Source organism: Gilliamella sp. App4-10 (genome assembly GCF_001690495.1).
Classification (GTDB): Bacteria; Pseudomonadota; Gammaproteobacteria; order Enterobacterales; family Orbaceae; genus Gilliamella; species Gilliamella apicola_G.
The window spans coordinates 14,358-39,042 of record NZ_LZGS01000010.1 but is presented as its reverse complement, the minus strand read 5'-3'; the positions used below and the strand labels follow the sequence as shown (position 1 = coordinate 39,042).

Sequence of the window (24,685 nt, the reverse complement as noted above, 5' to 3'; positions counted from 1 at the left end):
AAAAAAAGAATAAAAATCAATCAGGAAAGCTATTGATTTTATTTAATTTTTTTAAAACTAATTTCCACCGTTCGATAACTGTCGATACTCATTCACCGCTTGTTGATGGTTGCTATAAGTGGTTGAAAAGGTATGTCCACCTGTTCCATTCGCAACAAAAAACAGATAATTAGTTTTAGCCGGATGTGCAGCTGCCTCTAATGAAGCAAGGCTTGGCATTGCAATTGGTGTTGGTGGTAATCCTTCAATAACATAGGTATTATAAGGATTTTGAGTGTCGGTTAAATCAACACGCCTAATCATACCTTTATAGTTATCACCTAAACCATAAATAATTGTTGGATCTGTTTGTAACTTCATTTTGGCTTTTAAACGATTAACAAATACTGAAGCGACATTCGCTCGCTCAGAACTGACACCAGTTTCTTTTTCAATGATTGATGCAATAATCAATAATTCATAAGGTGATTGGTAGGGAAGATTACTATCGCGATTATCCCAAATTTTTTGCAGGTTACTTTTCATTGTCATATGCGCACGTTTTAAAATACTAATATCTAACGTGTCCGCAGTATAAAGGTAGGTATTAGGCGACAACCAACCTTCAAGCGAACCTTCAATGCCTAATAACTTAGCAATTTCTTCGTCTGTTTGACCAACTAAAGTTTGCTGAATATAAGGTGTGTTTTGAATAATTTTCAACCAATCTTTAGCGCGTTTACCTTCAACAAATTGGATCGAAAAATTACTCTCTTTACCTGACACCAACAATTGCAAAAACTCTTCAACTGTCATATGCGGATGTAACTGATAAGTTCCTGCTTTAATTGAACTTAAAGATGGATTTAGTTTACACAAATAAGGCAGTAAATAAGCACTTTGCATTAATTGACTTTCTTTAATTTGCGCAACTAGCTGATGCATGGATGTCCCTTTTTTCAAAACAAACATCTGGTTTTCGGAAGTGACTTGCATTGGCTGTTTAGAAAACTGTTGTAAAAAATAATAACCAATACTGATCGAACCACCCACAATGAATATCAGGGTAAGTAAAGTATATAAAAAAATTTTTTTAATCATAACTTATTATCTGCTATAGTGGATTTTTGCGCGTGAAGTTAAGCGCGTGATTAATTCGTAAGCACTAATACCAGAGTGCTTAGCGATTTCTTCAACGGGAAGTCCTGGTCCCCAAAATATGACTTCGTCACCAGGTTTATCAAGGCTGTTGATGCCCAAATCAACCACAATCATATCCATTGAAACTCGACCAACAATCGGTACTTTACGGCCATTAATCAAAACGGGGGTATTTTGCGGGATGTTGCGTGGATAGCCGTCACCATAGCCCATCGCAACGACACCTAGTTTAGTCTCTTGCAAACTACACCAAGTCTGACCATAACCCACCGATTCGCCTTGTTTATGCTTTCGCACTGCGATTAATTCGGATTTAAATGTCATGGCTGGCTGTAGCTCAGCAATTGGTGAATCAAAAGGCGAAATGCCATATAAAGCAATCCCCTGACGCACAACATCGCGCTGAGTATTGGACCACGCCAATGTGCCACCCGATGCGGCAATCGAACATTTGCCAATAAGTGATTTGTCATCAATTGACGCAATAAACTGATCAAACAGTTTAAGTTGCTTTAATGTTTGATCAGAAGTGAGATCATCAGCCGAACTAAAATGACTCATAATATTAATTGGCTTTCGAACCACAAAGCAACTAGCTAAGCGATAAAATTCATCTTTGGCCTCATCAAGACAAAAGCCTAACCGATGCATACCGGTATCAAGCTTAAACCATGTAGTAATTTGATTTTCAAGGGGAGATGATTGCAATACATCAATTTGCCATTTGCTATGAATAACGGGCTGAATATTAAAATCAATCAAATCAGCTATATCTTCATGCGGAAAAAATCCTTCCAAAGCCATAATAGGGGTATTAATACCTTTATTCCGTACTTGTATTGCCTCAGATAGTCGCGATACACCAAAATAATCTACTTTATCGCTTAACAACTGCGCTATGCCCTCGATACCATGTGAATAAGCGTTGGCTTTAATAATTGCAACTAGCTGACTATCAGGGGCTATTTTTTTGAGGTATTCAAAATTATGAATAACTGCTTGACGATTGACTTCAACAACTGCGATAGACATGTCTTGGATCCAAACTCTTATCAAATGATTATTGTAAAGTTTGTTTTCAATAATAACAAATTTTTCTTAGTACACAAATCGGTTGAAATTTAATGCAATTTTAAGCATGAGTATTGTTAATTAAATAAATTGTAATATCAACTTTATGATAATTGACCATACATTTTGTGTTTTGCCACATAAAATCGCTAACAATAAGTTATTTGTTCACCAAATTCTTATAAAGATGCCTAAAGGCCATAATGGGGTGGTAAATCATCATTCTAGGACCAGCATAGCGCATAACTTGTTTGATTTTTTGTTTATAATCTTTGCGATAACAATGTTTTGGACAACGCTCACACGTTGTTTTGGCTTCACCAAAACGACATATTGTTAAACGTTGCATAGCATATTGCAATAGATCATTGCATTCATTACATAACTGATGGCGTGAAGTATGATGCTTTTGATGACAATATAAAAAAATCATTGTGCTCACTGTCGATTTTTCTTGCTGAATTTTAGGACCGGTATTGTTTGCAACCATAATGACATACACATTAATGAAGAAAGTGGTAAAATAAAATCACCAAACTATGATTACAAGGATTTATTGTAATGGCAAGAATTATCAATAAAGATACGACTGTTTGCATGTCCCTTTCGGCCAGACCAAGCAATTTCGGTACTCGATTTCATAATTATTTGTATGAAAAACTCGATCTTAATTACTTATATAAAGCTTTTACTACTAATAATTTGAAAGATGCAATTTATGGCATTAAAGCCTTAGCGATTCGAGGTTGCGCCATTTCAATGCCTTATAAAGAAGCTTGCATTGAGTTTATTGATGAATTGGATGATTCGGTAAAATCTATTCAATCAGTCAATACCATTGTTAACACCAACCATCATTTAAAAGCCTATAACACTGATTATATTGCTGTTGCCAAACTCATTACAGAAAATAAAATCGATAATACAGTGCCATTTGTGTTAAAAGGCAGCGGAGGTATGGCTAATGCGGTGATTGGTGCTTTTTATGATGCAGGATTTAAAAATGGCATGATTGCCGCGCGTAATCAAGCAAAAGGCGAAGCGTTAGCTAAACGCTACGGTTATAAATGGGTTAAAGATGAACAAGACATATTGCCACAACAAGCCAAACTAATTATTAATGTGACCCCAATTGGTATGCATGGAGGCATTGAAGCAGAAAATCTCGCATTTCCCTCAGCCATGATAGAAAATGCCGATATTGTGTTTGATGTGGTTGCATTGCCTGTTGAAACACCAATGATAAAATATGCCCAAAAGCTAAACAAAAAGATTATTTCAGGAGCCGATGTTGCGGTGATTCAAGCGCTTGAACAATTTGTGTTATATACTGGCGTAACACCCAGCACAGAATTGGTGAAACAAGCCGGTGAATTTGCAAGGCAAGGCTAAATAGTGTTATTCATTCCACCAAGTATATCGGTGGAATTTAAACAAATAGATTATCACATCACCTGATGTAATTTGTTATACACAGCTAATAATTTTTGATGCATAGCAAATTGCTCTAAATTATCATTAGTCGTTTTATCGGCTGAAGTAAAATCTGCCAAGCCAAAAAATGTTTTTTCGCCATTAGCATATTGCCACATATCGTCAACACAAGCTTGACCGTACATTTTATTAAATGCTGTTTGATAGTTGTTAAACTGTTTTTTGTCACGTTGCAAAATAAAATTAACCAACGTTTGCAAGCAACGATAAGCGTGATTACGTGCTGGGGTAAATATAGACTCATTCATTTCAACCGTCCAATCAATCCATTGTTGTGCTTGCACTAAATCTTTACCTGCCAATGCCAACATCGCTTTTAATTCACCAACGCGCAGTGTTAACCAAGCATTATCGTTACCAGTTGCAATACCAAGTAGTTCACGAACGCGTGCATAATCATCAAGGCCTTCATCATCAAGCTGTTCAATAATGGCTAAGTACTGTTTGGCAGAATGTTTTTGATAAGGTAACGACAAAATAAGATCACGCAGGCCAATCGCCATATTGCTATTGGCAATTAAAAGATCTTCAGGGGGATAAATTTCAGACATGCCAACAGCCAAAATTCGGCATGCATAAACACCAAGATGTTCATAGTCCATAATTAACACTTCTGTTTTGTGACGGGTAAAAATAGCCATTAAATTAGCAAATTCTTGCTCGGTTGTACCTGAAAAGTCCCAATCGACAAATTCATAATCGGCTTGCTCATTAAATAGATCCCATGAAATCAAACCGCTTGAATCAATAAAGTGCGTTTCTAAATTGCTAAGATCAGCAATATCATCATTATCAAAACTTGGTGGTGAAAACACATCAAGATCTTTTAAACTGCGACCTTGCAATAGTTCGGTCACGGTTCGTTCTAGCGCAACACCAAAATTTGGATGTGCACCAAACGAGGCATAACATGTTCCATTTTGCGGATTAAACAACACCACACAAATAACCGGAAACTCACCACCTAATGAGGCATCAAAACAGTAAAGTGGAAAGCCTTCGCTTTCAAGCGCATCAATAGCCGCTAAAATAGCTGGATATCGATGAATAACCTCGGTAGGAATACTCGGTAAGCTAATGGCCTCAGCTATAATTTTATTTTTAGTGTAACGTTCAAAAATTTCAGATAACCCTTGTACTCGCGCTTCATTACGTGTATTACCGGCTGACATACCATTAGATGCATATAAATTAGCGATTAAATTAACCGGCACATAAACCGTTTGTTTGTCAGACTGTTGCTCAAATGGTAACGCACAGATACCCCGCTCACCATTACTTGATTGTAAATCAATTAAATCCGTTGCGCATAACTCACGATTGGGATCGTAAAACTTAAGTAGTTTTTCAGATAATAACCCTTTAGGGAGGGAATTATCTTCAGGAATAGAAAACCATTTTTCGGTCGGATAATGGACAAAATCAGCATTTGCAGCCTTTTTACCTAAATAAAAATCTGAAAAAAAGTAATTGGTTGATAATCGTTCAAAATATTCTCCCAAGGCCGATGCCAACGCCGCTTTTTTGCTTGCGCCCTTACCATTCGCAAAACAGAGTGGGCACTGTGTGTTTTGAATATGTACTGACCACACATTGGGCACAGGGTTGAGCCAAGAAGCTTCTTTCACTTCTAAATCATATTTTGCTAATTGTTGCTGAAAATAATTGATTGAATCTTCAAGAGCAGCATCTTTGCCTGGAATATAAGTTTTCATAGTTAAAATAATCTCAAAATAATTTTATGTTAGAACATCGCGCTTTACCGCTTTCAAGAATTTATCACTTTATACGCAAATATAAGAAAATAGAAGTAATAAAATTATCCCTCTTTACATAAGGAATAAAATGAACAAAAATTAATTTTAATGATCTTGCATTCAAAGACTTTTTCTTCCTTAGTAAAAGGATAACACTTGCATTTATCACTATTGTCACTATCGTCTATTAGAGTGCATTGGTTTTTATTGGAATTAGCTCATTCACCATTATTCTAGGTAGTTTTGCTACATTTACTTAATTTACTTAATTTACTTAATTTACTTATATTTTCACTCCGGCTTAGCTGCCTATTACTGTTGTTGTAGGTTTTATTTTGACTCATATTGGTTTTATATTGATTTGTTTGTTATTTAATATTAATCACAATATCCAAAAATAAGCTAACGAAAAATCAAATTCCGAAAATCAAGTATCACTTTCTAGAGCAAGACTATTAATTATTAGCTTTGATTTGATCGTTAGTCTAAAAAATAAAAAAGGGGGAACTAATTCTCGCTTTTTTATTTTTTATTTTTGTTTGTGTTTTGATTATTATTTATTTAAATCAAAATAATCGGTTAACCGACATTAAGCTCGCTGAGTGGCCATCTTGGTCTAACATTAATCGCCAAATCTGAGTGTTTTCCCGCTTTTAGATGAATCATACCAGCATAAGCTATCATAGCGCCATTATCGGTACAAAATTCAAGTCTTGGATAATAAGCCTGTCCTTTTCGCTGATGCATCAGTTCAGTTAATCTATTACGCAGAGTTCGGTTAGCACTTACCCCACCTGCTATCACTAAATTTTTAAATCCAGTTTGATCAAGAGCTCTCCTCGATTTAATCACTAACGTATCAACCAAAGCATCTTCAAAGGCTCTAGCAATATCAGCTTGAGTTTGCGCATCAATAATATGATTGTCACTATATTGGTGGATTATATTGGCAGCCGCTGTTTTAAGACCTGAAAAACTAAAATCCAGCCCAGGGCGATCGGTCATTGGCCTTGGAAAATGGAACCGATTCCCATTACCCTGCTCAGCTAATTTTGACAATTTTGCACCACCAGGATAATCCAAACCAAGTAATTTAGCGGTTTTATCAAATGCCTCACCAGCGGCATCATCAATGGATTCACCAATAAGTTGATATTGACCAATACCCGTTACGCTAATAAGCTGTGTATGTCCACCCGAAACTAATAATGCCACAAAGGGAAATTCGGGCGGATTATCTTCAAGCATAGGGGCTAGCAAATGCCCTTCCATATGATGAACTGCAACTGCGGGTACGTCCCAAGCATAAGCCAGCGAACGCCCAATCGATGCACCAACCATTAAAGCACCAATTAAGCCTGGACCTGCTGTATAAGCCACACCATCAATATCCGCTGGCAGCAAATTTGCTTCTTTTAATGCTGCTTGAATTAAGGGTACAGTTTTACGAATATGATCACGAGATGCGAGCTCAGGCACTACACCACCATAATCAGCATGTAACTTAATTTGCGAATAAAGCTGGTTTGCCAGCAAACCATTGATATCATCATAAATGGCAATACCTGTTTCGTCGCACGAGGTTTCAATACCTAGAATCTTCATTAATGTTTACCTGCGAAATCGGTAAGATCTTCTTCGCTCCAAAGATCTTGTTCGGTGATGTCTGTATCGGCAATGCGATGTTCTTCGGTTGCCCAATCGCCTAAATCAATAAGTTGGCAACGTTTGCTACAAAATGGACGATAAGGGCTCTCTTTACTCCATTCAACTTTTTTTTGACAAGTTGGGCAATTGACAAAGGTGGCTGTGTTTTTATTCATTTCAACTCTTTCTTTTTCAATAATTGGTATTTAACGGCATTAACAGCAAGCTAATTCAAATTCAATGTCATCAATATTAACGTTATCGCAAGCATCAAGTGGTAAAAATCGAATGCTATAGCGTGACATATAACCTGATACTTGAGGATAGACATTTTTATCTAACGAAACCCGAATACGAATCAAATTAACTTCGCCATTGGTTTCTTGAAAAAAGTTATTAGTACAAATAAAAGGCTTAAATTCGCCCATTTGTCTAATTAATTGCATATAACATGTTAGGGATTTATCAAGAATTGACAAGTGTTGTAACCAAGATTTGACTTGAGTATCACGCCTTTCTTGCGAAATTTTTAGCCATAAATGGAACGAAGGTAAATCAAAGCTGCAACACCCACCAGGGATCATTAAACGTTGACGAATAGTAGAAATAAAACGATCATCTTTTAATGGTTGCCCTATGCGCGCAATTGCATTAAATTGAGCCACAAAATTATCAAATTGGCGTATCAAATCATTAAGTAAATCATGATCCACACCATCAAAATTTAGCCACAAGATTAACTTTTGTTTTTGCAATTCAAACTCTTTAATCAAATCACCTTTAACATCGTTACGTTCAATAATTTCTAACAGCTCGGACAGTGCGTGAAAAAAAACCAACGCATTATTTTGATCAAAGTGACAATACGTATTTAATTGATTTAATAAAAATTCAACACGAAGCCAAGTGCGCATTTTTTCATTCAATGGATGTTCAAAAATAATGTTATTCATCTATCTAAATCTTACTATTAAAGTTATCTAAATATTTTCGATGCAGTAGATTAACTTGTGCAGTGAGTAAAGCCAAATTACCATCATTAACAATAATATCATCAGCATAAGATAAGCGTTTTTTTAAAGACACTTGCGACATAATCATTTTTTTTGCTAATGTTTCACTAATGTTATCTCTTTTTACTAACCGCGCCACTTGTAACGGCACAGGCGCATCGATTATCAGCACACGATCAGCCAAAGTATGCAAATTATTTTCAACCAATAATGGAACAACCCAGATCACATAGGTTGTGCTTTGCATAGCAATTTGTTTTTGGGTTTCTTGTTGAATAAGGGGGTGTAACAAGTGATTAAGCCAAAGCCGTTCATGATCATTATTAAAAATGATCTCTCGCAACTGACTGCGATCAAGTTCGCCATTAGCAAGCAATATTTCTTGGCTAAAGTGCATAACAATTTGGTTAAAGGCTTCAGTACCAACTTGCACAACTTGCCTTGCAATCATGTCTGCATCAATAATGGGCACTCCTAATTTGGAGAACAAATCTGCGATGGTGCTTTTACCACTGGCAACCCCACCACTAAGTGCAACAACATAAGACATAAGGCAAATTCCAATCCAGCAAAAAGTTAAGACATTATAGCATACAAGTAGGGGGATTAAATAATGCAAAATAAAGGCATCACCTAAATCATTAATATCACTTTAAATAGCTAATAAAATTGACGAAATCATTCTCTAAATTTAGCTTATACTACTTACAATTCAAAAAATTCATCTCCTAATCTAAAATAAATTAAATAAAACAGTTGTTTTATATCATTGGCTGTATATAATTACATGTATCTGTATATAAAAACAGGAAATAGAAATGAAACCGTTAACTGAACGCCAACAACAGATTTATAATTTGATCAAAGACAACATACAAACTACCGGCATGCCCCCCACACGTGCTGAAATAGCTCAAAAATTAGGGTTTCGATCCGCCAACGCGGCCGAAGAGCATCTTAAAGCGCTTGCTAAAAAAGGGGCAATAGAAATGATTGCCGGCTCATCGCGCGGGATTCGTCTTTTGCTTGAAAGCTCTGTTGAGCAGAGCGAGCTTGAAGGCTTACCCCTTATTGGTCAAGTTGCAGCTGGATCGCCAATATTAGCGCAAGAACATATCGAAAGTCATTACCAAGTTGATCCTTCACTGTTTAAACCCCACGCCGACTTTTTATTACGAGTACATGGTATGTCAATGAAAAACGTTGGCATATTAGACGGCGATTTATTAGCCGTACATAAAACCCAAGATGTTAAAAATGGTCAAGTTGTCGTTGCCCGCATTGACGACGAAGTTACTGTTAAACGCCTATCACGCAAAGGCAAGAATGTTCATCTACTTGCCGAAAATGAAGACTTTTCGCCGATCGAAATTGACTTAGAACAACAAAATTTTGCTATTGAAGGGCTAGCTGTTGGTATTATCCGTAACGGTTCTTGGATGTAAGCATATACCATATACATAGTTACAAGCATATAGATGTACAGGCACAGTTAGTATAAAATAACAGTTAGTATAAAATAGCAACTAACTAAAGCGTAGGAGATTATTATGTGGCTATTTTGGTTATACGAATTTTTAGGGTTTATTGCGGTTATATTGCTCGTCTTTGGATATTGCCGTTTCAGAGGGATCGGATTTTGGTCCTTAATTTGGAAACAATTAAAATGGGTAGCTTTAGCTGTACTCATTGTTTGCTTAGCCATTGCATTGCTTTGCCGAGTTGATTTATACAATGCTACTCACTGCTATTTTAGAGGTCAAAGCATGCATGCAAATACCAAATACTCTATCTTTTTAGGCGAGTGTCAAGTTGAAACGCCGAATGGTAGTTATGTTCCTATCGAACGTTCTAGAGCTTTACCAGACTCAAGTAGTCATGATCATGATAGCGCCTCTGAAACTACAAACGATTTTTATCCTATTAATTAACTTAATAACAAATCAATAGAATAACAAAAAATCGGTAGTGTTATCATTGCCGGTTTTTTATTTCAATCAATCAATTGATTGATAAAATATAAATGCATGGATGAATGAATCTATAATTTAAATAACATTATAAGTTGCTTTGCCCGTTAACCTGCTGAAAAGCCAAACAACGCTTTTCTAACCTTTTAAAACCAAAAATTAACGTAAAACTCACACAAAGATAAATTACCGCTGCAATGCCAAAAGCTTGAAAGGGTTGATATGTTTCGGCATAAATATCGCGCGCAATTTTCATCACATCCGGCACGGTGACCGTAAAGGCCAGCGCCGTTGAATGCAACATAAAAATCACCTCATTACTATAAGCCGGTAGAGCAATACGAAACGCTCTTGGCAAAATAATATAACGATATTGCTGAATGCGGTTAAACCCAAGCGCGGTTGCGGCTTGCACTTCACCACTAGGCACATTGCGAATAGCGCCTGCAAAAACTTCGGTGGTATAGGCGCAGGTATTTAGGGTAAAGGCTAACACCGTACAATTTATTCCACTTTGAAAAAAATCATTTAGCCAAGCATGATTTTTAACCATACTCAAAGTATAAATGCCAGTATAAATAATTAGTAACTGCACATATAAAGGTGTGCCACGGAAAACATAAGTAAACAGCCAAATAGGCAATTTAATCAGTTTATTTTGCGAATTTCGCCCTACCGCTAACCCTAGTGACAAAATTCCCCCCATTAAAACCGATAAAATCAAAATCCACAGCGTCATCGCAAGACCGGTAAGATTATAACCATCAGTCCATAATAGTGCCTGCCAATATTGTTGAATAATTTCTAGCATGAATTCTTATAACTTAGTTTTGATTGTGCCAATGGAATAACGCCGTTCCAGCCACCATAAAATGATATTCGATATTGACGTAAAAAATAGATAAAATGCCCCAGCAATCAAAGCAAATAACAAAGGCTGATACAACGCTTCACCTGCGTTTTTAGTAGCTTTGACTAAATCCGATAATCCCAGTAGCGACACCAATGCTGTAGCCTTTAACACTACTAACCAATTATTCGCAATCCCCGGCAAGGCAAAGCGCATCATCAAAGGAAACATCACATATCGAAAAACTTGTACTTTACTCAACCCAAGTGCTTTTGCTGCCGCTAACGTATTTTTAGGCACCGCAAGATAAGCACCTCGGAAGGTTTCGGTAAAATATGCGCCATAAATAAAGCCTAATGTAAAAATACCAGCCATTAACGGATCAACTTCAATAAAAGGGGCGTTAAGATAATCGGTAATATTATTAACCAAAAATTGTAAACCAAAAAATATCAACATCATTAGGACTAAATCAGGCACGCCTCGAATTAACGATGTATAAGCCTGACAAATCACATTACACACTTTAGAATCGGTCAGCTTGCCCAGTGCACAAACAATGCCAAGTAGCATAGCTAACAGCAGCGATGCTAGCGCTAAAATAATGGTTAGCCATGCGCCTTGGCAAATTAACGCAATATAACCCTGCATGGTTTATTTTTTATTACTATACACATTAAAATCAAAGTACTTATTATTAATTTTTTGGTAAGTACCATCTGCTAAAATGTCTTTTAAAGCCTGATTAAAGGCTTCGCGCAATTCGTTATCATTGTTACGAAAACCAAGTCCTGCGCCGACATCAAAATAGTCAGCATCTTTCAATCCATCGCCAGCAAAAACAAAACCTTTACCTTGTGGCTGTTTTAAAAAGGCATGACTGCCAGTAACTTCGTCTTGTAATGCCGCATCTAAACGACCTGCTACTAAATCCGAAAATACTTGCAACTGATTTTGGTAAGGCACAATCACCACCCCATTAGGTCGCCACATTTCGTTGGCAAAATGTTCTTGCGAAGTACCTTGTTCAACCCCAACGCGCTTACCTTTTAACGATTCGGCATTAGGCATTAAATGAGAACCTTCTTTAACAATCAAACGCGAATAAGTTATAAAAATCTCATCAGAAAAAGCAATCTGCTTTTTACGCTTTTCAGTCATCATAAGCGATGACGAAATCATATCGATCTTTCTTGATAATAATGAAGGGATCAGCGCATCGAAATCAGTCGATTGAAAAGTGCATTTAATGTTGACTTTTTCACACAGGGCTTTAGTGATTTCGATATTAAAACCGGTGATATCACCATTAGCATCAATAAAATCAAAAGGTGCATAAGACGTATCCGTCCCAACTTTAATCGATTCTGGCAATGTTGCATAACTTAATACTGGTAAACCTAAACAACTCAAAATGGCAAACGTTTTTAATAACTGCTTCATGATTCATTTTTCCCAGTTTTTATCTAAGATCATAATATAACGTGTTCTGACATAAATTTATAATAAAAAAAAGTTATTATCGTTGGGCAAAAAATTAAATTTACTTAATGATAAACACGTGCGACAAAATAGTTAGGGGTTGTTATTTTTTATAAATAACAAAAACTAGCTTAATTGGGCTTTTACAAAAAGCTTTCAAGTTAATTATTTATATTTTTATAAAAACCGACCCTAAAAGGTCGGTTTGTCATTTGATGGTTAATTACTGTTTAGCTTCTATGTTGTCACCAACTAAATCAAGATGGATAGTTTTACCCGGGACTAATTTGCCAGACAGTATTTGCTGTGCCAATGGGTTTTCGATCTCTTGTTGGATCGCGCGTTTCAGCGGTCTTGCTCCATAAATTGGGTCGAAGCCGACTTTAGCAAGTTGTTCCAACGCTGCATCCGAGATATCCAATTGGTAACCACGTTCATCTAAACGTTTTTCAACGTGTGCTAATTGAATTTTTGCAATCGCTTTGATATTTTCTTGACCAAGTGGATGGAATACCACTGTTTCGTCAATACGATTGATAAATTCTGGTCTAAAGTGTTTAGTCACAACTGTCATCACTAGCGCTTTCATTTCGTCATAACTTAGCTCAACTTGACCTTGAATTAGATCAGATCCTAAGTTTGATGTCATAATTATGACGGTATTACGAAAATCAACCGTGCGACCTTGGCCATCGGTTAAGCGTCCATCATCCAGAACTTGCAGTAAGATATTAAAGACATCTGGATGGGCTTTTTCGACCTCATCAAGTAAAATGACTGAATAAGGTCGACGTCTAACGGCTTCAGTTAAGTACCCACCTTCTTCATAACCAACATAACCGGGAGGTGCACCAATTAAGCGAGCGACGGAGTGTTTTTCCATAAACTCTGACATATCAATACGCACCATGGCATCCTCGCTATCAAACATAAAGTTAGCCAGTGATTTGCAAAGCTCGGTTTTACCGACCCCTGTTGGTCCTAAGAATAGGAACGACCCAATTGGTTTGTTTGGATCAGAAAGTCCAGCCCGACTACGACGAATCGCATTGGCAACCGCTAATACCGCTTCATTTTGACCAATGACGCGTTTATGTAAAGCATCTTCCATATGTAATAATTTATCTTTTTCGCTCTCAAGCATTCTAGAAACAGGAATACCTGTCGCTTTAGATAACACTTCGGCAATTTCGTTATCGGTCACTTTGTTACGCAATAACTTCATTGTCTTGCCTTCTAACTGGGTTGCTGAAGCAAGTTTCTTTTCGAGCTCTGGTATTTTGCCGTATTGTAATTCAGACATTTTGCTCAAGTCGCCGGCTCGACGTGCTTGCTCTATTTCTGTTCGCGCTTTTTCCAGTTCAGCTTTGATGCTTTGCGTGCCCGAAACGGCTGCCTTTTCTGCTTTCCATTCTTCTTCAAGTGATGCATATTCCTTTTCTTTTTCAGAAAGTTCATCGTTTAACATCTCAAGACGTTTTTTACTAGCATCGTCAGACTCTTTTTTAAGCGCTTGTTGCTCAAGTTTAAGTTGAATTATACGCCTTTCAAGTCGATCTAAAGATTCCGGTTTTGAATCCATTTGCATACGAATACTAGATGCAGCTTCGTCAATTAAGTCAATTGCTTTATCAGGTAACATGCGATCAGAAATATAACGATGCGATAACGTGGCCGCCGCCACAATTGCTGGATCGGTAATTTGCACATGGTGATGCAGTTCATAACGTTCTTTTAATCCACGCAAAATGGCAATGGTATCTTCAACTGTTGGCTCGGCAACATAGACTTTTTGGAAACGACGTTCTAACGCTGGATCTTTTTCGATATATTGACGATATTCATCAAGTGTTGTTGCGCCCACGCAGTGCAATTCTCCACGCGCTAATGCAGGTTTTAGCATATTACCAGCATCCATTGCACCATCGCTTTTACCTGCACCAACCATGGTATGGATTTCGTCGATAAACAATATAATGCGACCTTCTTCTTTTGCTAAGTCTTTAAGCACGGCTTTTAACCGTTCTTCAAATTCACCACGATATTTAGCACCTGCAATTAATGCACCCATGTCTAATGATAAAACGCGTTTATTTCGCAATCCTTCAGGCACTTCTCGGTTAACAATACGTTGAGCTAAACCTTCCACAATGGCGGTTTTACCGACACCTGGTTCACCAATTAATACCGGATTATTTTTAGTACGACGCTGTAATACCTGAATTGTTCGGCGAATTTCTTCATCACGACCAATAACAGGATCAAGCTTACCTTGTTCTGCTCGTTGAGTTAAATCAATAGTATATTTTTTAAGAGCACCACGTTGATCTTCTGCATTAGGGTCGTTCACGTTATCACTACCTCTTATTTGATTGACTGCTTGGCTAAATTTGTCTTTATTGACGCCTGACCTTTTAAGAATATCACTTAAGCTACCTTTGTCTTCTAAAGCGGCTAATATAAAAAGTTCTGATGATATATAGCTATCGCCATTTTTTTGGGATAATTTGTCGCATAGATTTAATACGCGAATAAACTCTTGGGATGGCATAACATCCCCACCAACACCTTGAACTTGGGGTAATCGATCAATGGCTTGTGTTAATTCTTGTTGCAAAATAGCAACATTTGCACCAGCAGTAGTCAATAATGGTGTTATACTGCTACCTTCTTGATTAAGCATGGCTGATAGGACATGCACAGGCTCTATATATTGATTGTCTTTACCCAATGCAATAGACTGCGCACTAGCTAAAGCTTGTTGAAACTTGTTTGTTAATTTATCTAACCTCATAGTATTTATCTCCTGAGTAATAGATTTGGATTCAATGCTAAACACATTCAACCCATTTGCATGTGATCTAAATGTGTGTTGCAAGCTAAATTTCAAGAGCAAATTCAGAATATTTTTTATAAAATTTGTACAGCAAGATCAGCAAGTGTTTAAAGCTTAATTAGCGTCAAAAATAAAGGTTACCACAATTCAAGCAATTACCACTTAATGTTGTTTTAAATAAAACTTGCAAGATGACAAATCAGCTTTGATCTATTATATTAGCGTCTTTATTTTGTTAGGTTTGCTAACCGTGGTTCGTAATCCATCCCACGTAAAAAAACTAGGAATATAAAATGTTCAAAATAGCCAAAGAGTTTCAATTTGATGCTTGTCATATGTTAGATGGGCACAATAAAAAGTGCCATAATCTGCACGGTCATACTTATCGCTTATTAGTCGAAATTAGCGGTGATCTTATCGATAATGGTTCGAGTCAAGATATGGTCATGGATTATGCTGATCTAAAAACAATTGTCAAACAGCATATTATCGATCCGCTGGATCATGCTTACCTTTATAACCAAAATAACCCCAATGAGTGCCGTATTGCCACTTTACTGCAAGAAATGGAGCGAAAAATCTTCGCATTTCCATGCCGAACAACCGCCGAAGGAATGAGCAAATTTATATTTGATTGTCTGTCTCAATATTTGCCTGTTTCGATGATCAAATTATGGGAAACGCCAACTTCATATTGTGAATATCACCGGAGCCAAAAATGATCGAATTTCGTATCGTTGAAATCTTCGAATCTTTACAGGGCGAGGGTTATAATACTGGCATGCCTGCTGTTTTTATCCGTTTTGCTGGATGCAATTTAAATTGTGCTTGGTGTGATACTAATTTCCGCCAATTTACCCGATTTACGGTAGATGCTTTAATGACTAAAGTTAGAGAATATAAAAGCAAAAATATCATTATTACCGGTGGCGAACCTACTATGGTTAAAGCATTACCTGAATTGCTTGTACCATTAAAAAATGCAGGTTATTTTATTGCCATTGAAAGTAATGGGCTTGGCAACATTGATCCGCTTATTGATTATATTGCTCTAAGCCCTAAGTTTTGTTATCGGTCACACTACCGAAAAATAGCACAACCTACCGCCAATGAGGTGCGAATTGTTGCCGAAAATCACATTGATTTTATTCCTTTTTGCCAATACATCGAAACCCATATTCAAGCAAAACACTATTACCTTTCACCATGCGAAAAAGATGGGGTGTTTAATATGTTTGATACCATTAAACTATTAGGACAAATCAATGAAAACCGAATCAATAATAAATGGTTATTGAGTGTACAAAGCCATAAATTTGCGGACATTGAGTAAATTTTTTGTTTTAGGGTGCTTTAGGTTTCGGACCTTTTATCTTTTGGATAAAAAATAACTTCGACATCAACATCCGAGCAAAGAGGTTAGCAAATCCCTTTTGCGAGACCGTCTTCGTTTTGCTCAGATGTTCAAATTTTTCCAGAAAAATTTTCACTCAGCTTTGACGTATTATCTATGAATTCTCCTGACAAAGCATAGCCCCGTTAAACATCCTTGTTTGGCGTGCCAATCTTGCTCAATTTTCAAAGTCGAATTAATGGCAATATTAACTTTTGACGATTATAAAAAATTAGTGTGTATTTTTATCAGAATCAGGTATCATATTGATTTATAATAAAATCAATCAAACCAAATCATCGTTGCCATTCTGCCAGTATTGTTTTCGCGCCGATAAGAAAAAAACTTATCTTGTTCAGTATAAGTACAATAATCACCACCAAAAATCTGTGTTATTCCCAGCGCTTGTAAACGTTGTTTAGCAATTAAATAGAGGTTGGCTAGATATTTTTGTTCAGTTGAATCGATTAATCGGAATGCGATTTGTGCTTTTGGATCGACTTCTTCAAATTGTTGTTTGACTTCAATACCCACTTCGAATTTTTTGGCACTGATAGCAGGTCCCATCCAAGCAATAATTTTTGATGGCGGGCTTGAAAATTTTTTAACTGTCTCTTCTAATATACCATTACATAATCCTCGCCAACCCGCATGGGCGGCGGCAACTTCATCACCTTTTGTTGTACAAAATAATACAGGCATGCAGTCTGCGGTTAGTACCACGCTGACTTGTTTTGGTTGATTTGTATATGAAGCATCGGCTTCAAACGATTGATGAGAATTGATATTGCCCATTGGTGGTTGTAAGGCAATTTGTGATATATCAAGTGCTATGGTGCTATGGATCTGAGTTAACCAATAGGGTTCGCTTGGTATTTGTTCTGTTTGAATAATTCGTCGGCGGTTTTCAACAATATGTTCTAAATTATCACCGGTTCGATTTCCCATATTTAAACTTGCAAATGGCGCTAGACTAACGCCTCCTGTTCGTGTTGTGGTAAAAGCGTGGATGTTTTTCGGTGCTGTCCAATATGGGTAAATCGATTTAATCATAATTATCACCAATCTAGTTCATCTTTGTACTGTTCAGTATCTTCTTGTAAAGCTTGAATTAACTTTTGCATGTCTTGTGGTATTGGTGCATACCATTCCATTTGATCTCCAGTAATAGGATGGAATAAACGTAGCATTGTTGCATGTAATGCTTGGCGGTCAAAGTTGCGCAAGGTTTGAATAAATGATTCGCTAGCCCCTTTAGGCGGCCTTGGCCTTCCACCATAGAGTGGATCGCCAACTAATGGGTGGGCAATATGTGCCATATGTACGCGAATTTGATGAGTTCGCCCTGTTTCTAAGCGTAAACGCAAGCGGGTATGCAGGCGGTACTTTTCCATTACTCGATAATGCGTGACCGCTGGTTTGCCAGTTGGAAATACTGCCATATGAGTTCGTTTGGTTGGATGGCGCGTGATAGGCTGATCAACCATCCCCCCTGCAGTAATAATGCCCATAACAACAGCTTCATATTCGCGCGTGATTTCACGTTGTTGAAGCGATTCAACTAAGTGCGTTTGTGCATTAACGGTTTTAGCTACCACCATCAAGCCTGTGGTGTCTTTATCTAGCCGATGCACTATACCGGCACGCGGTACGCGCGCTATATCAGGATAATAATGTAATAAGGCATTTAATACCGTACCATCTGGATTACCTGCGCCTGGGTGCACAACTAAATCACGAGGTTTGTTGATCACTAAAATATCGTCATCTTCATAAACAATATCAAGTTTTATGTCTTCGGGTTGGTGATAAGTTTCTTCTTCAATTTCAGCATTGATAGTTATTTTTTCGCCACCAAGCACTCTTTCTTTGGGCTTGTTGATGATGGCGTTGTTGACAGTGACTTTATTATTCACTATCCAATCTTTTATTCTTGATCGTGAGTAATCAGGAAAAAGCGCTGATAATGCTTGATCTAAGCGCATGCCTAGTTGAGTTTGTGCTATTTCGGTTGATAATTTTAACTTGTGCATGTGTAATTTATCTATTTTAAGCTGTTTTGTTTTAGAGTATTATATACCAATCATGGCCTTTAATGTTTAATTAAATTTGGATTGAAAACTGAATGAAATTACCTTTACACTCTTTGTTAGCTATTGCTTTAAGTGGCTTACTAATTGGCTGTACTTCTTCCAAGCCCAATGTTGAAAATGTACCTGAAATTGAACTTTATAACAAAGCAAAAACAGAGCTTGAAAAAGGTAATATTAAATCTAGTATTGCTGTATTAGAGGCTATGGACAAGAATTATCCATTTGGTCCTTATTCTCAGCAAGTGCAACTTGATTTGATTTATGCTTACTATAAATCCGCCGATTTACCATTAGCAATTGCGTCAATTGATCGGTTTTTAAAATTGAACCCAACTCACCAAAATATTGATTGGGTTATTTATATGCGTGGTATTTCAAATATGGCGCAAGATGATAATATGATCCAAGGTTGGTTTAATGTTGATCGCTCAGACCGTGATCCTGATTATGCCTCAGCAGCATTTAAAGATTTTACTTATTTAGTGTCAAGCTTTCCAACCAGTCACTATGTAGCTGATGCACAAAAACGCCTTGTTTTTTTGAAAAATAGGTTGGCTCGCTATCAGTTAAAAGTTGCACAGTTTTATACTAAACGTGGAGCTTATGTAGCAGTAATTAATCGTGTAACGAATATGCTAGTTATGTTCCCTGATACCGATTCGACTAAAGAAGCATTGCTTCTAATGCGTAATGCTTATAATGAATTGGGCTTAGCCGATGAAACTCAAAAAGTCGATCAGCTGATTCAAGCAAATCTTGAAAACATGCCTAAAGAAGAGCAACGTTCGTTATTATCACGCTTTACTAGTGTGTTTAATGGTGGTTAAATCGTTCTAAATTTAAGAGCCCGGCTTTGGATAATTGTGTATGACGTTAATCGCTATTAAATTTAAATAGCGATTAATTTTTTTTATTGTTGCCCTTTCTGCTTAAACTATTATAGTTTAGTCATTTCTTTAATATCAGCAATCAAATATACTTTATAACTCACAATTTATTATTCTTTAAATTGATTATCATTCTTTAAATTTACCACAGCAAGAAATCAATATCTTGATTCATATATCGTTTGTAAAACGTGTCAATAACCAATACAATTAGCAACATATTTTTATTAGCAATAATAGATAGGACATTAACTCGTCATGCAAGAACAATATCGCCCAGATGAAATAGAATCCGCCGTACAAAAACACTGGCAAGAAAATAAAACCTTTCACGTCACCGAAGATCCATCAAAAGAAAAATATTACTGCTTGTCGATGCTACCTTACCCTTCAGGGCGTTTGCATCTTGGTCATGTTCGCAACTATACGATTGGTGATACCATTTCACGTTACCAACGCTTAAACGGTAAAAATGTGCTACAACCAATTGGTTGGGATGCATTTGGCTTACCTGCTGAAGGCGCTGCTGTTAAAAATAATACTGCTCCTGCAAAATGGACCTACGAAAATATTGCCTATATGAAAAAGCAATTACAGCTTTTAGGCTTCGGTTATGATTGGGATCGTGAAGTGACAACTTGCCGTCCAGAATATTACAAATGGGAACAATGGTTTTTTACTAAGTTATATGAAAAAGGCCTAGTTTATAAAAAAACATCTGCAGTTAACTGGTGTCCAAATGACCAAACCGTACTTGCTAATGAGCAAGTGGTTGAAGGTTGCTGTTGGCGTTGTAGTACCCCCGTTGAACGCAAAGAGATCCCACAGTGGTTTATTAAAATTACCGCATATGCCGAAGAGCTACTTAATGATTTAGATACGTTAGAGAGCTGGCCAGAACAAGTTAAAACCATGCAACGTAACTGGATTGGTCGCTCTGAAGGCGTTGAGTTTGATTTTGCTGTTGAAAATTATGCCGACAAATTACGCGTTTATACAACACGCCCCGATACTTTAATGGGGGTGAGCTTTGTGTCGGTTGCAGCGGAACATCCACTTGCGCAATTAGCGGCAAAAAATGATGTAAAAATTGCCGAGTTTGTTGCTGAATGTAAAAATACCAAAACAGCCGAAGCTGATATGGCAACTATGGAAAAGAAAGGGATTGCCACTGGCTTTTATGCTATCCACCCGTTAACAGGTAAGAAAGTCCCTGTTTGGATTGCTAACTTTGTGTTAATTGAATATGGCACTGGTGCAGTAATGGCGGTTCCCGGTCACGATGAACGAGACTATGAGTTTGCTTCAAAATATAATTTACCTATTAATCCTGTTATTTTAACTCAAGACGGCAATGCTCCTGACCTTTCAAAAAATGCGTATACCGAGCATGGCAAATTATTTAATTCTGGGGAGTTTGATGGTCTGGATTTTGCTCAAGCATTTAATGCTGTTGCCGATAAACTAATTGCATTAGGGATTGGTCAACGTAAAGTTAATTATCGTTTACGTGATTGGGGTGTTTCACGCCAGCGTTACTGGGGTGCTCCGATCCCAATGGTGACGCTTGAAGATGGTACAACTATGCCATCACCAGAAGATCAATTACCAGTTATTTTGCCTGAAGATGTCGAAATGAATGGCATAACTAGCCCGATTAAGGCTGATCCTAATTGGGCTAAAATAACCGTTAACGGTCAACCAGCACTACGTGAAACGGACACCTTTGATACCTTTATGGAATCATCTTGGTATTATGCCCGTTACACTTGCCCACACTACGACAAAGGCATGTTAGATGAAAAAGCAGCTAATTATTGGTTGCCTGTCGATCAGTATGTAGGTGGTATTGAACATGCCATAATGCACTTACTTTATTTTAGATTTTTCCATAAATTAATGCGTGATTTTGGTTTAGTATCATCAGATGAACCTGCAAAACGCTTACTATGCCAAGGTATGGTATTAGCCGACGCATTTTATTATACCAGCCCAACGAATGAACGCATTTGGGTGTCACCAACTGAAGTTACCATTGAACGTGACGAAAAAGGCCGAATTGCTAAAGCGGTTGACAGTCATGGCAATGAGCTAGTCCATGCGGGTATGACGAAGATGTCAAAATCCAAAAACAATGGTATCGACCCACAAGAAATGGTTGAAAAATATGGTGCCGATACAGTTCGATTGTTTATGATGTTTGCTTCACCAGCGGATATGACTTTGGAATGGCAAGAGTCTGGCGTTGAAGGTGCCAACCGATTTATTAAACGTGTGTGGCGGTTAGTTTATGAACATGCTCAAAAAGGTCAAACCGTTAAATTAGATATTACAGCCTTAGATAATGAACAAAAATCATTACGCCGTGAACTACATAAAACTATTGCGAAAGTGAGTGATGATATTGGACGTCGACAAACGTTTAATACCGCTATTGCCGCTGTGATGGAATTTATGAATCGCTTGCAAAAAGCGCCACAAGAAACCGAGCAAGATTGTGCACTCATGAGTGAAGCATTAAATGCGATTGTTCGTTTGCTTTACCCTATGATGCCACACGCATGTTTTGTTATGTGGCAAGCCTTAGGTCATAGTGAATCCATTGATAACACAACCTGGCCTGTTGCTGACCAATTAGCAATGATTGAAGACGAAAAACTCATTGTTGTGCAAATTAACGGTAAAGTCCGTGGTAAATTTACGGTACCAGCTGATGCCGAGCAAGATTTTGTTGTATCACAAGCGAAACAAGAGCCTAACATCCAAAAATATTTAAGCGATGGTGCTATCCGTAAAGTCATTTACGTTCCAGGTAAATTGTTAAATCTTGTTATTGGTTAATATTGTTTAATAACTAAATTTAGGCGGTTATAGATATGAAAAAATATTTAGCGTTAATCATGTTATTAACAATATCATCCTTAACAGGATGTGGCTTTCACTTACAACATGATACTGAAGTACCTGAGCGGTTTAAGACAATGTCTTATATAAGTTACGACCCATATGGTCGATTATCCCGCAATATTAAAGAGTTATTACACGATAACAAAGTGACTTTAACCGATAATAATACTGCAGGTCCGGTACCTACATTAAGGATGCTAAGCGAAAATCTAAGCCACAATACCATCTCAATTTATCAAGATGGTAAAGCAGCCGAATATCAATTAGTCTTAACCGTTGAAGCGCAAGTTGTTATTGCTGATCAACACACGTATCCAATCAGTGTACGTGTATTTAGAACGTTTTTTGATAATCCATCTGAAGCATTGGCCAAAACTGTTGAACAAGACTTAATTGAAAACGAGATGTTTAAACAAGCCGCCAGACAAGTTATCCGTAAATTAAAATCGATTGATACGGTCAATTAACGTTGTCATGATTAAAATTAGTGCCGATCAGATTAGTCATAAATTGGGATCACCCTATTATTTAATTTTAGGTAGTGATCCTTATTTACAGCATTATGTGCAAACTGAATTACGAAAAGCCTTTACCCAAGCAGGTTTTAATGAACAGCTTACGTTTGTTATTGATAATCAAACCGATTGGACGGCAATTTTTGATGGCTGTCAGTCGATGAATCTATTTTCTACCAATACTTTGATTTTACTAGATTTTGGTGAGAATATGTTAAATGCTGGTATTACAACTAAACTCAATACATTAAGTGAGGTTTTAACCCCCGATATTGCGCTAATAATCACGCTTAATAAAATCACTAAATCGCAAGAAAATACTATTTGGTATAAGGCATTATCAGATAATCTAGTGGTTGTTAATTGTACCACGCCAGATACGTTGCAATTACCGCAATGGATTAGAAATTATTTGCAACAACAACAAATAACTATTGATCCAAAAGCAATTGAACTGCTTTGCTATTATTATGAAGGTAATTTACTTGCGTTAACACAAATTATTGCGCAGCTAAAATTGTTATATCCCAATCACCGCATTTCTTATGATGAAGTCGAAAATAACATTAATGATTCGGCTATATTTACGCCCTATCATTGGACTGATGCGATGATTGCCAATAAAACAAAGCGAGCTATTCATATTTTACAGCAGCTAAAAATAAATGAATTTGAACCGTTAATTTTGTTGCGGATTATTCAACGTGAGTTGATATTGATGATTAATTTAAAAAAGGGATTGCAAACAAAATCATTAAAACAAACTTTTGATGAATATAAGGTTTGGCAAAATAAAAGAATGATTTATACCAATTATCTAAACCGTTGCGATCTTAAAAGCCTATTTAATTTGTTAGCCAAGCTGACTGAAATCGAAATCAGTTTAAAACATGATAATCAAGCGCAAATGTGGGATGCGATATCTAGTTTATCAATGCAGTTTATGGGATTCGATAAATGCTAACTGCGTTATTAGGGGGAACTTTTGACCCGATCCATTATGGGCACCTTCGCCCTGCTATTTCGTTAGCTAACGAAGTTGGGCTAAAACAGATTAGTTTATTGCCTAATCATATTCCACCCCATAAGCCACAACCCGAAGCAAGCACTGAGCAACGTTTGGCAATGTTAAAATTGGCTATTGAAGATTTGCCATTATTTAAATTGGATGTAAGAGAAATCTTACCTGAAGCTTCAACTCGTCCTTCTTATACCATTGAAACGCTTCAAGCTTGGCGACAAGAAAATGGAAATAGTGAAGGGCTGGCATTTATTATGGGACAAGATTCTTTATTGAGTTTGCCAACTTGGAACAAATGGCAAACGTTACTTAATTATTGTCATTTACTCATTTGTCGCAGACCGGGTTATGCACAAAATACCAACAATGTTGAGCTACAACGATGGGTTGAAACGCATAACACCAAAAACGCACAAGATTTGCATGATTCACCGAATGGTTATATCTTTTTTGCACATACACCACTTGAAGATATTTCAGCGACTGAAATCAGACAAAATATTAACCATCAAGCCAGTTGTGAAAATTTGTTGCCACCCAAAGTATGGCATTATATTTATCAGCAAGGACTTTATCGCGTAAAGAAATAACAGAAAGGACTTTACATCT

24 protein-coding genes and 1 riboswitch are annotated in these 24,685 nt (G+C 37.0%); of the genes, 10 read left to right on the top strand and 14 right to left on the bottom strand.

What is annotated here, in order from left to right; translation table 11 throughout:
• Nucleotides 1-57: 57 nt before the first annotated feature.
• The 3 genes from mltG to A9G23_RS02425 form a co-directional block, all read right to left on the bottom strand.
• On the bottom strand, nt 58-1,080 hold the full coding sequence (mltG, locus tag A9G23_RS02435; protein WP_065586113.1) for an endolytic transglycosylase MltG: 1,023 nt from the start codon (nt 1,078-1,080) through the stop codon (nt 58-60).
• A gap of 6 nt (nt 1,081-1,086) precedes the next feature.
• Nucleotides 1,087-2,172, bottom strand: coding sequence for an alanine racemase (gene alr / locus A9G23_RS02430; RefSeq protein WP_065586112.1), 1,086 nt, complete (start codon nt 2,170-2,172; stop codon nt 1,087-1,089).
• Between the two features lie 199 nt (nt 2,173-2,371).
• Nucleotides 2,372-2,701 (bottom strand): nitrous oxide-stimulated promoter family protein, encoded by a 330-nt coding sequence (locus A9G23_RS02425; RefSeq protein ID WP_065586111.1) that lies wholly within the window; start codon nt 2,699-2,701, stop codon nt 2,372-2,374.
• 71 nt (nt 2,702-2,772) lie between these two features.
• Between A9G23_RS02425 and A9G23_RS02420 the strand changes: the two genes are divergently transcribed.
• A complete protein-coding gene (locus tag A9G23_RS02420; protein ID WP_065586110.1) occupies nt 2,773-3,603 on the top strand; it encodes a shikimate 5-dehydrogenase in 831 nt (276 codons plus the stop codon).
• A gap of 53 nt (nt 3,604-3,656) precedes the next feature.
• On the opposite strand, the gene ycaO is transcribed toward A9G23_RS02420, so the two are convergent.
• The 5 genes from ycaO to coaE form a co-directional block, all read right to left on the bottom strand.
• Complete coding sequence (gene ycaO, locus A9G23_RS02415) at nt 3,657-5,420, bottom strand: 30S ribosomal protein S12 methylthiotransferase accessory factor YcaO (RefSeq protein ID WP_065586109.1); 1,764 nt, start codon at nt 5,418-5,420, stop codon at nt 3,657-3,659.
• Nucleotides 5,421-6,041: 621 nt separating this feature from the next.
• Nucleotides 6,042-7,067 (bottom strand): tRNA (adenosine(37)-N6)-threonylcarbamoyltransferase complex transferase subunit TsaD, encoded by a 1,026-nt coding sequence (gene tsaD / locus A9G23_RS02410; protein WP_065586108.1) that lies wholly within the window; start codon nt 7,065-7,067, stop codon nt 6,042-6,044.
• A complete protein-coding gene (yacG, locus tag A9G23_RS02405; protein ID WP_065586107.1) occupies nt 7,067-7,285 on the bottom strand; it encodes a DNA gyrase inhibitor YacG in 219 nt (72 codons plus the stop codon). The genes tsaD and yacG overlap by 1 nt, the downstream gene beginning before the upstream one ends.
• Nucleotides 7,286-7,324: 39 nt before the next feature.
• A complete protein-coding gene (gene zapD, locus A9G23_RS02400; RefSeq protein ID WP_065586106.1) occupies nt 7,325-8,062 on the bottom strand; it encodes a cell division protein ZapD in 738 nt (245 codons plus the stop codon).
• A gap of 4 nt (nt 8,063-8,066) precedes the next feature.
• Nucleotides 8,067-8,672 (bottom strand): dephospho-CoA kinase, encoded by a 606-nt coding sequence (gene coaE / locus A9G23_RS02395; protein ID WP_065586105.1) that lies wholly within the window; start codon nt 8,670-8,672, stop codon nt 8,067-8,069.
• A 268-nt stretch (nt 8,673-8,940) separates the two neighbouring features.
• On the opposite strand from coaE, the gene lexA reads away from it, so the two are divergent.
• Both lexA and A9G23_RS02385 read left to right on the top strand, forming a co-directional pair.
• Complete coding sequence (gene lexA, locus A9G23_RS02390) at nt 8,941-9,567, top strand: transcriptional repressor LexA (RefSeq protein ID WP_065586104.1); 627 nt, start codon at nt 8,941-8,943, stop codon at nt 9,565-9,567.
• Between the two features lie 105 nt (nt 9,568-9,672).
• Complete coding sequence (locus A9G23_RS02385; RefSeq protein WP_065586103.1) at nt 9,673-10,053, top strand: hypothetical protein; 381 nt, start codon at nt 9,673-9,675, stop codon at nt 10,051-10,053.
• Between the two features lie 127 nt (nt 10,054-10,180).
• Here the strand turns inward: A9G23_RS02385 and A9G23_RS02380 are convergent, their stop codons facing one another.
• The 4 genes from A9G23_RS02380 to clpB all read right to left on the bottom strand — a co-directional run bounded on the left by A9G23_RS02380 (nt 10,181) and on the right by clpB (nt 15,218).
• Complete coding sequence (locus tag A9G23_RS02380; protein WP_065586102.1) at nt 10,181-10,903, bottom strand: ABC transporter permease; 723 nt, start codon at nt 10,901-10,903, stop codon at nt 10,181-10,183.
• 6 nt (nt 10,904-10,909) lie between these two features.
• The gene (locus tag A9G23_RS02375) at nt 10,910-11,593 is read right to left on the bottom strand and encodes an ABC transporter permease (protein WP_065586101.1); all 684 of its coding nucleotides are present in this window, start codon (nt 11,591-11,593) and stop codon (nt 10,910-10,912) included.
• 3 nt (nt 11,594-11,596) lie between these two features.
• Nucleotides 11,597-12,385: a lysine/arginine/ornithine ABC transporter substrate-binding protein gene (locus A9G23_RS02370; protein WP_065586100.1), complete on the bottom strand. Its 789-nt coding sequence runs from the start codon at nt 12,383-12,385 to the stop codon at nt 11,597-11,599.
• Nucleotides 12,386-12,647: 262 nt separating this feature from the next.
• Nucleotides 12,648-15,218, bottom strand: a complete 2,571-nt coding sequence (clpB, locus tag A9G23_RS02365) for an ATP-dependent chaperone ClpB (protein WP_065586099.1) — start codon at nt 15,216-15,218, stop codon at nt 12,648-12,650.
• A gap of 286 nt (nt 15,219-15,504) precedes the next feature.
• Nucleotides 15,505-15,550, top strand: a riboswitch (PreQ1 riboswitch).
• Nucleotides 15,551-15,553: 3 nt separating this feature from the next.
• Between clpB and queD the strand changes: the two genes are divergently transcribed.
• Together queD and A9G23_RS02355 are read left to right on the top strand one after the other, a co-directional pair.
• Nucleotides 15,554-15,982: a 6-carboxytetrahydropterin synthase QueD gene (queD, locus tag A9G23_RS02360; protein WP_065586098.1), complete on the top strand. Its 429-nt coding sequence runs from the start codon at nt 15,554-15,556 to the stop codon at nt 15,980-15,982.
• Entirely contained in the window at nt 15,979-16,593 is a 615-nt protein-coding gene (locus A9G23_RS02355) for a 7-carboxy-7-deazaguanine synthase QueE (protein WP_065586097.1), read from the top strand. The genes queD and A9G23_RS02355 overlap by 4 nt, the downstream gene beginning before the upstream one ends.
• Before the next feature lie 342 nt (nt 16,594-16,935).
• Here A9G23_RS02355 and pgeF read toward each other — a convergent pair whose 3' ends face one another.
• Nucleotides 16,936-17,703 carry a peptidoglycan editing factor PgeF gene (gene pgeF, locus A9G23_RS02350; RefSeq protein WP_065586131.1) on the bottom strand — a complete coding sequence of 256 codons (768 nt, stop codon included), beginning with the start codon at nt 17,701-17,703 and terminating at the stop codon, nt 16,936-16,938.
• A gap of 8 nt (nt 17,704-17,711) precedes the next feature.
• Nucleotides 17,712-18,686 carry a 23S rRNA pseudouridine(1911/1915/1917) synthase RluD gene (gene rluD / locus A9G23_RS02345; RefSeq protein ID WP_065586096.1) on the bottom strand — a complete coding sequence of 325 codons (975 nt, stop codon included), beginning with the start codon at nt 18,684-18,686 and terminating at the stop codon, nt 17,712-17,714.
• Between the two features lie 92 nt (nt 18,687-18,778).
• Between rluD and bamD the strand changes: the two genes are divergently transcribed.
• The 5 genes from bamD (at nt 18,779) to nadD (ending at nt 24,666) form a co-directional block, all read left to right on the top strand.
• A complete protein-coding gene (bamD, locus tag A9G23_RS02340; protein ID WP_065586095.1) occupies nt 18,779-19,573 on the top strand; it encodes an outer membrane protein assembly factor BamD in 795 nt (264 codons plus the stop codon).
• Nucleotides 19,574-19,891: 318 nt separating this feature from the next.
• On the top strand, nt 19,892-22,474 hold the full coding sequence (gene leuS, locus A9G23_RS02335; protein ID WP_065586094.1) for a leucine--tRNA ligase: 2,583 nt from the start codon (nt 19,892-19,894) through the stop codon (nt 22,472-22,474).
• A 35-nt stretch (nt 22,475-22,509) separates the two neighbouring features.
• Nucleotides 22,510-23,007 carry an LPS assembly lipoprotein LptE gene (gene lptE, locus A9G23_RS02330; protein WP_065586093.1) on the top strand — a complete coding sequence of 166 codons (498 nt, stop codon included), beginning with the start codon at nt 22,510-22,512 and terminating at the stop codon, nt 23,005-23,007.
• A gap of 7 nt (nt 23,008-23,014) precedes the next feature.
• The gene (holA, locus tag A9G23_RS02325; RefSeq protein ID WP_065586092.1) at nt 23,015-24,019 is read left to right on the top strand and encodes a DNA polymerase III subunit delta; all 1,005 of its coding nucleotides are present in this window, start codon (nt 23,015-23,017) and stop codon (nt 24,017-24,019) included.
• The gene (gene nadD, locus A9G23_RS02320; protein ID WP_065586091.1) at nt 24,013-24,666 is read left to right on the top strand and encodes a nicotinate-nucleotide adenylyltransferase; all 654 of its coding nucleotides are present in this window, start codon (nt 24,013-24,015) and stop codon (nt 24,664-24,666) included. The genes holA and nadD overlap by 7 nt, the downstream gene beginning before the upstream one ends.
• Nucleotides 24,667-24,685 lie beyond the last annotated feature (19 nt).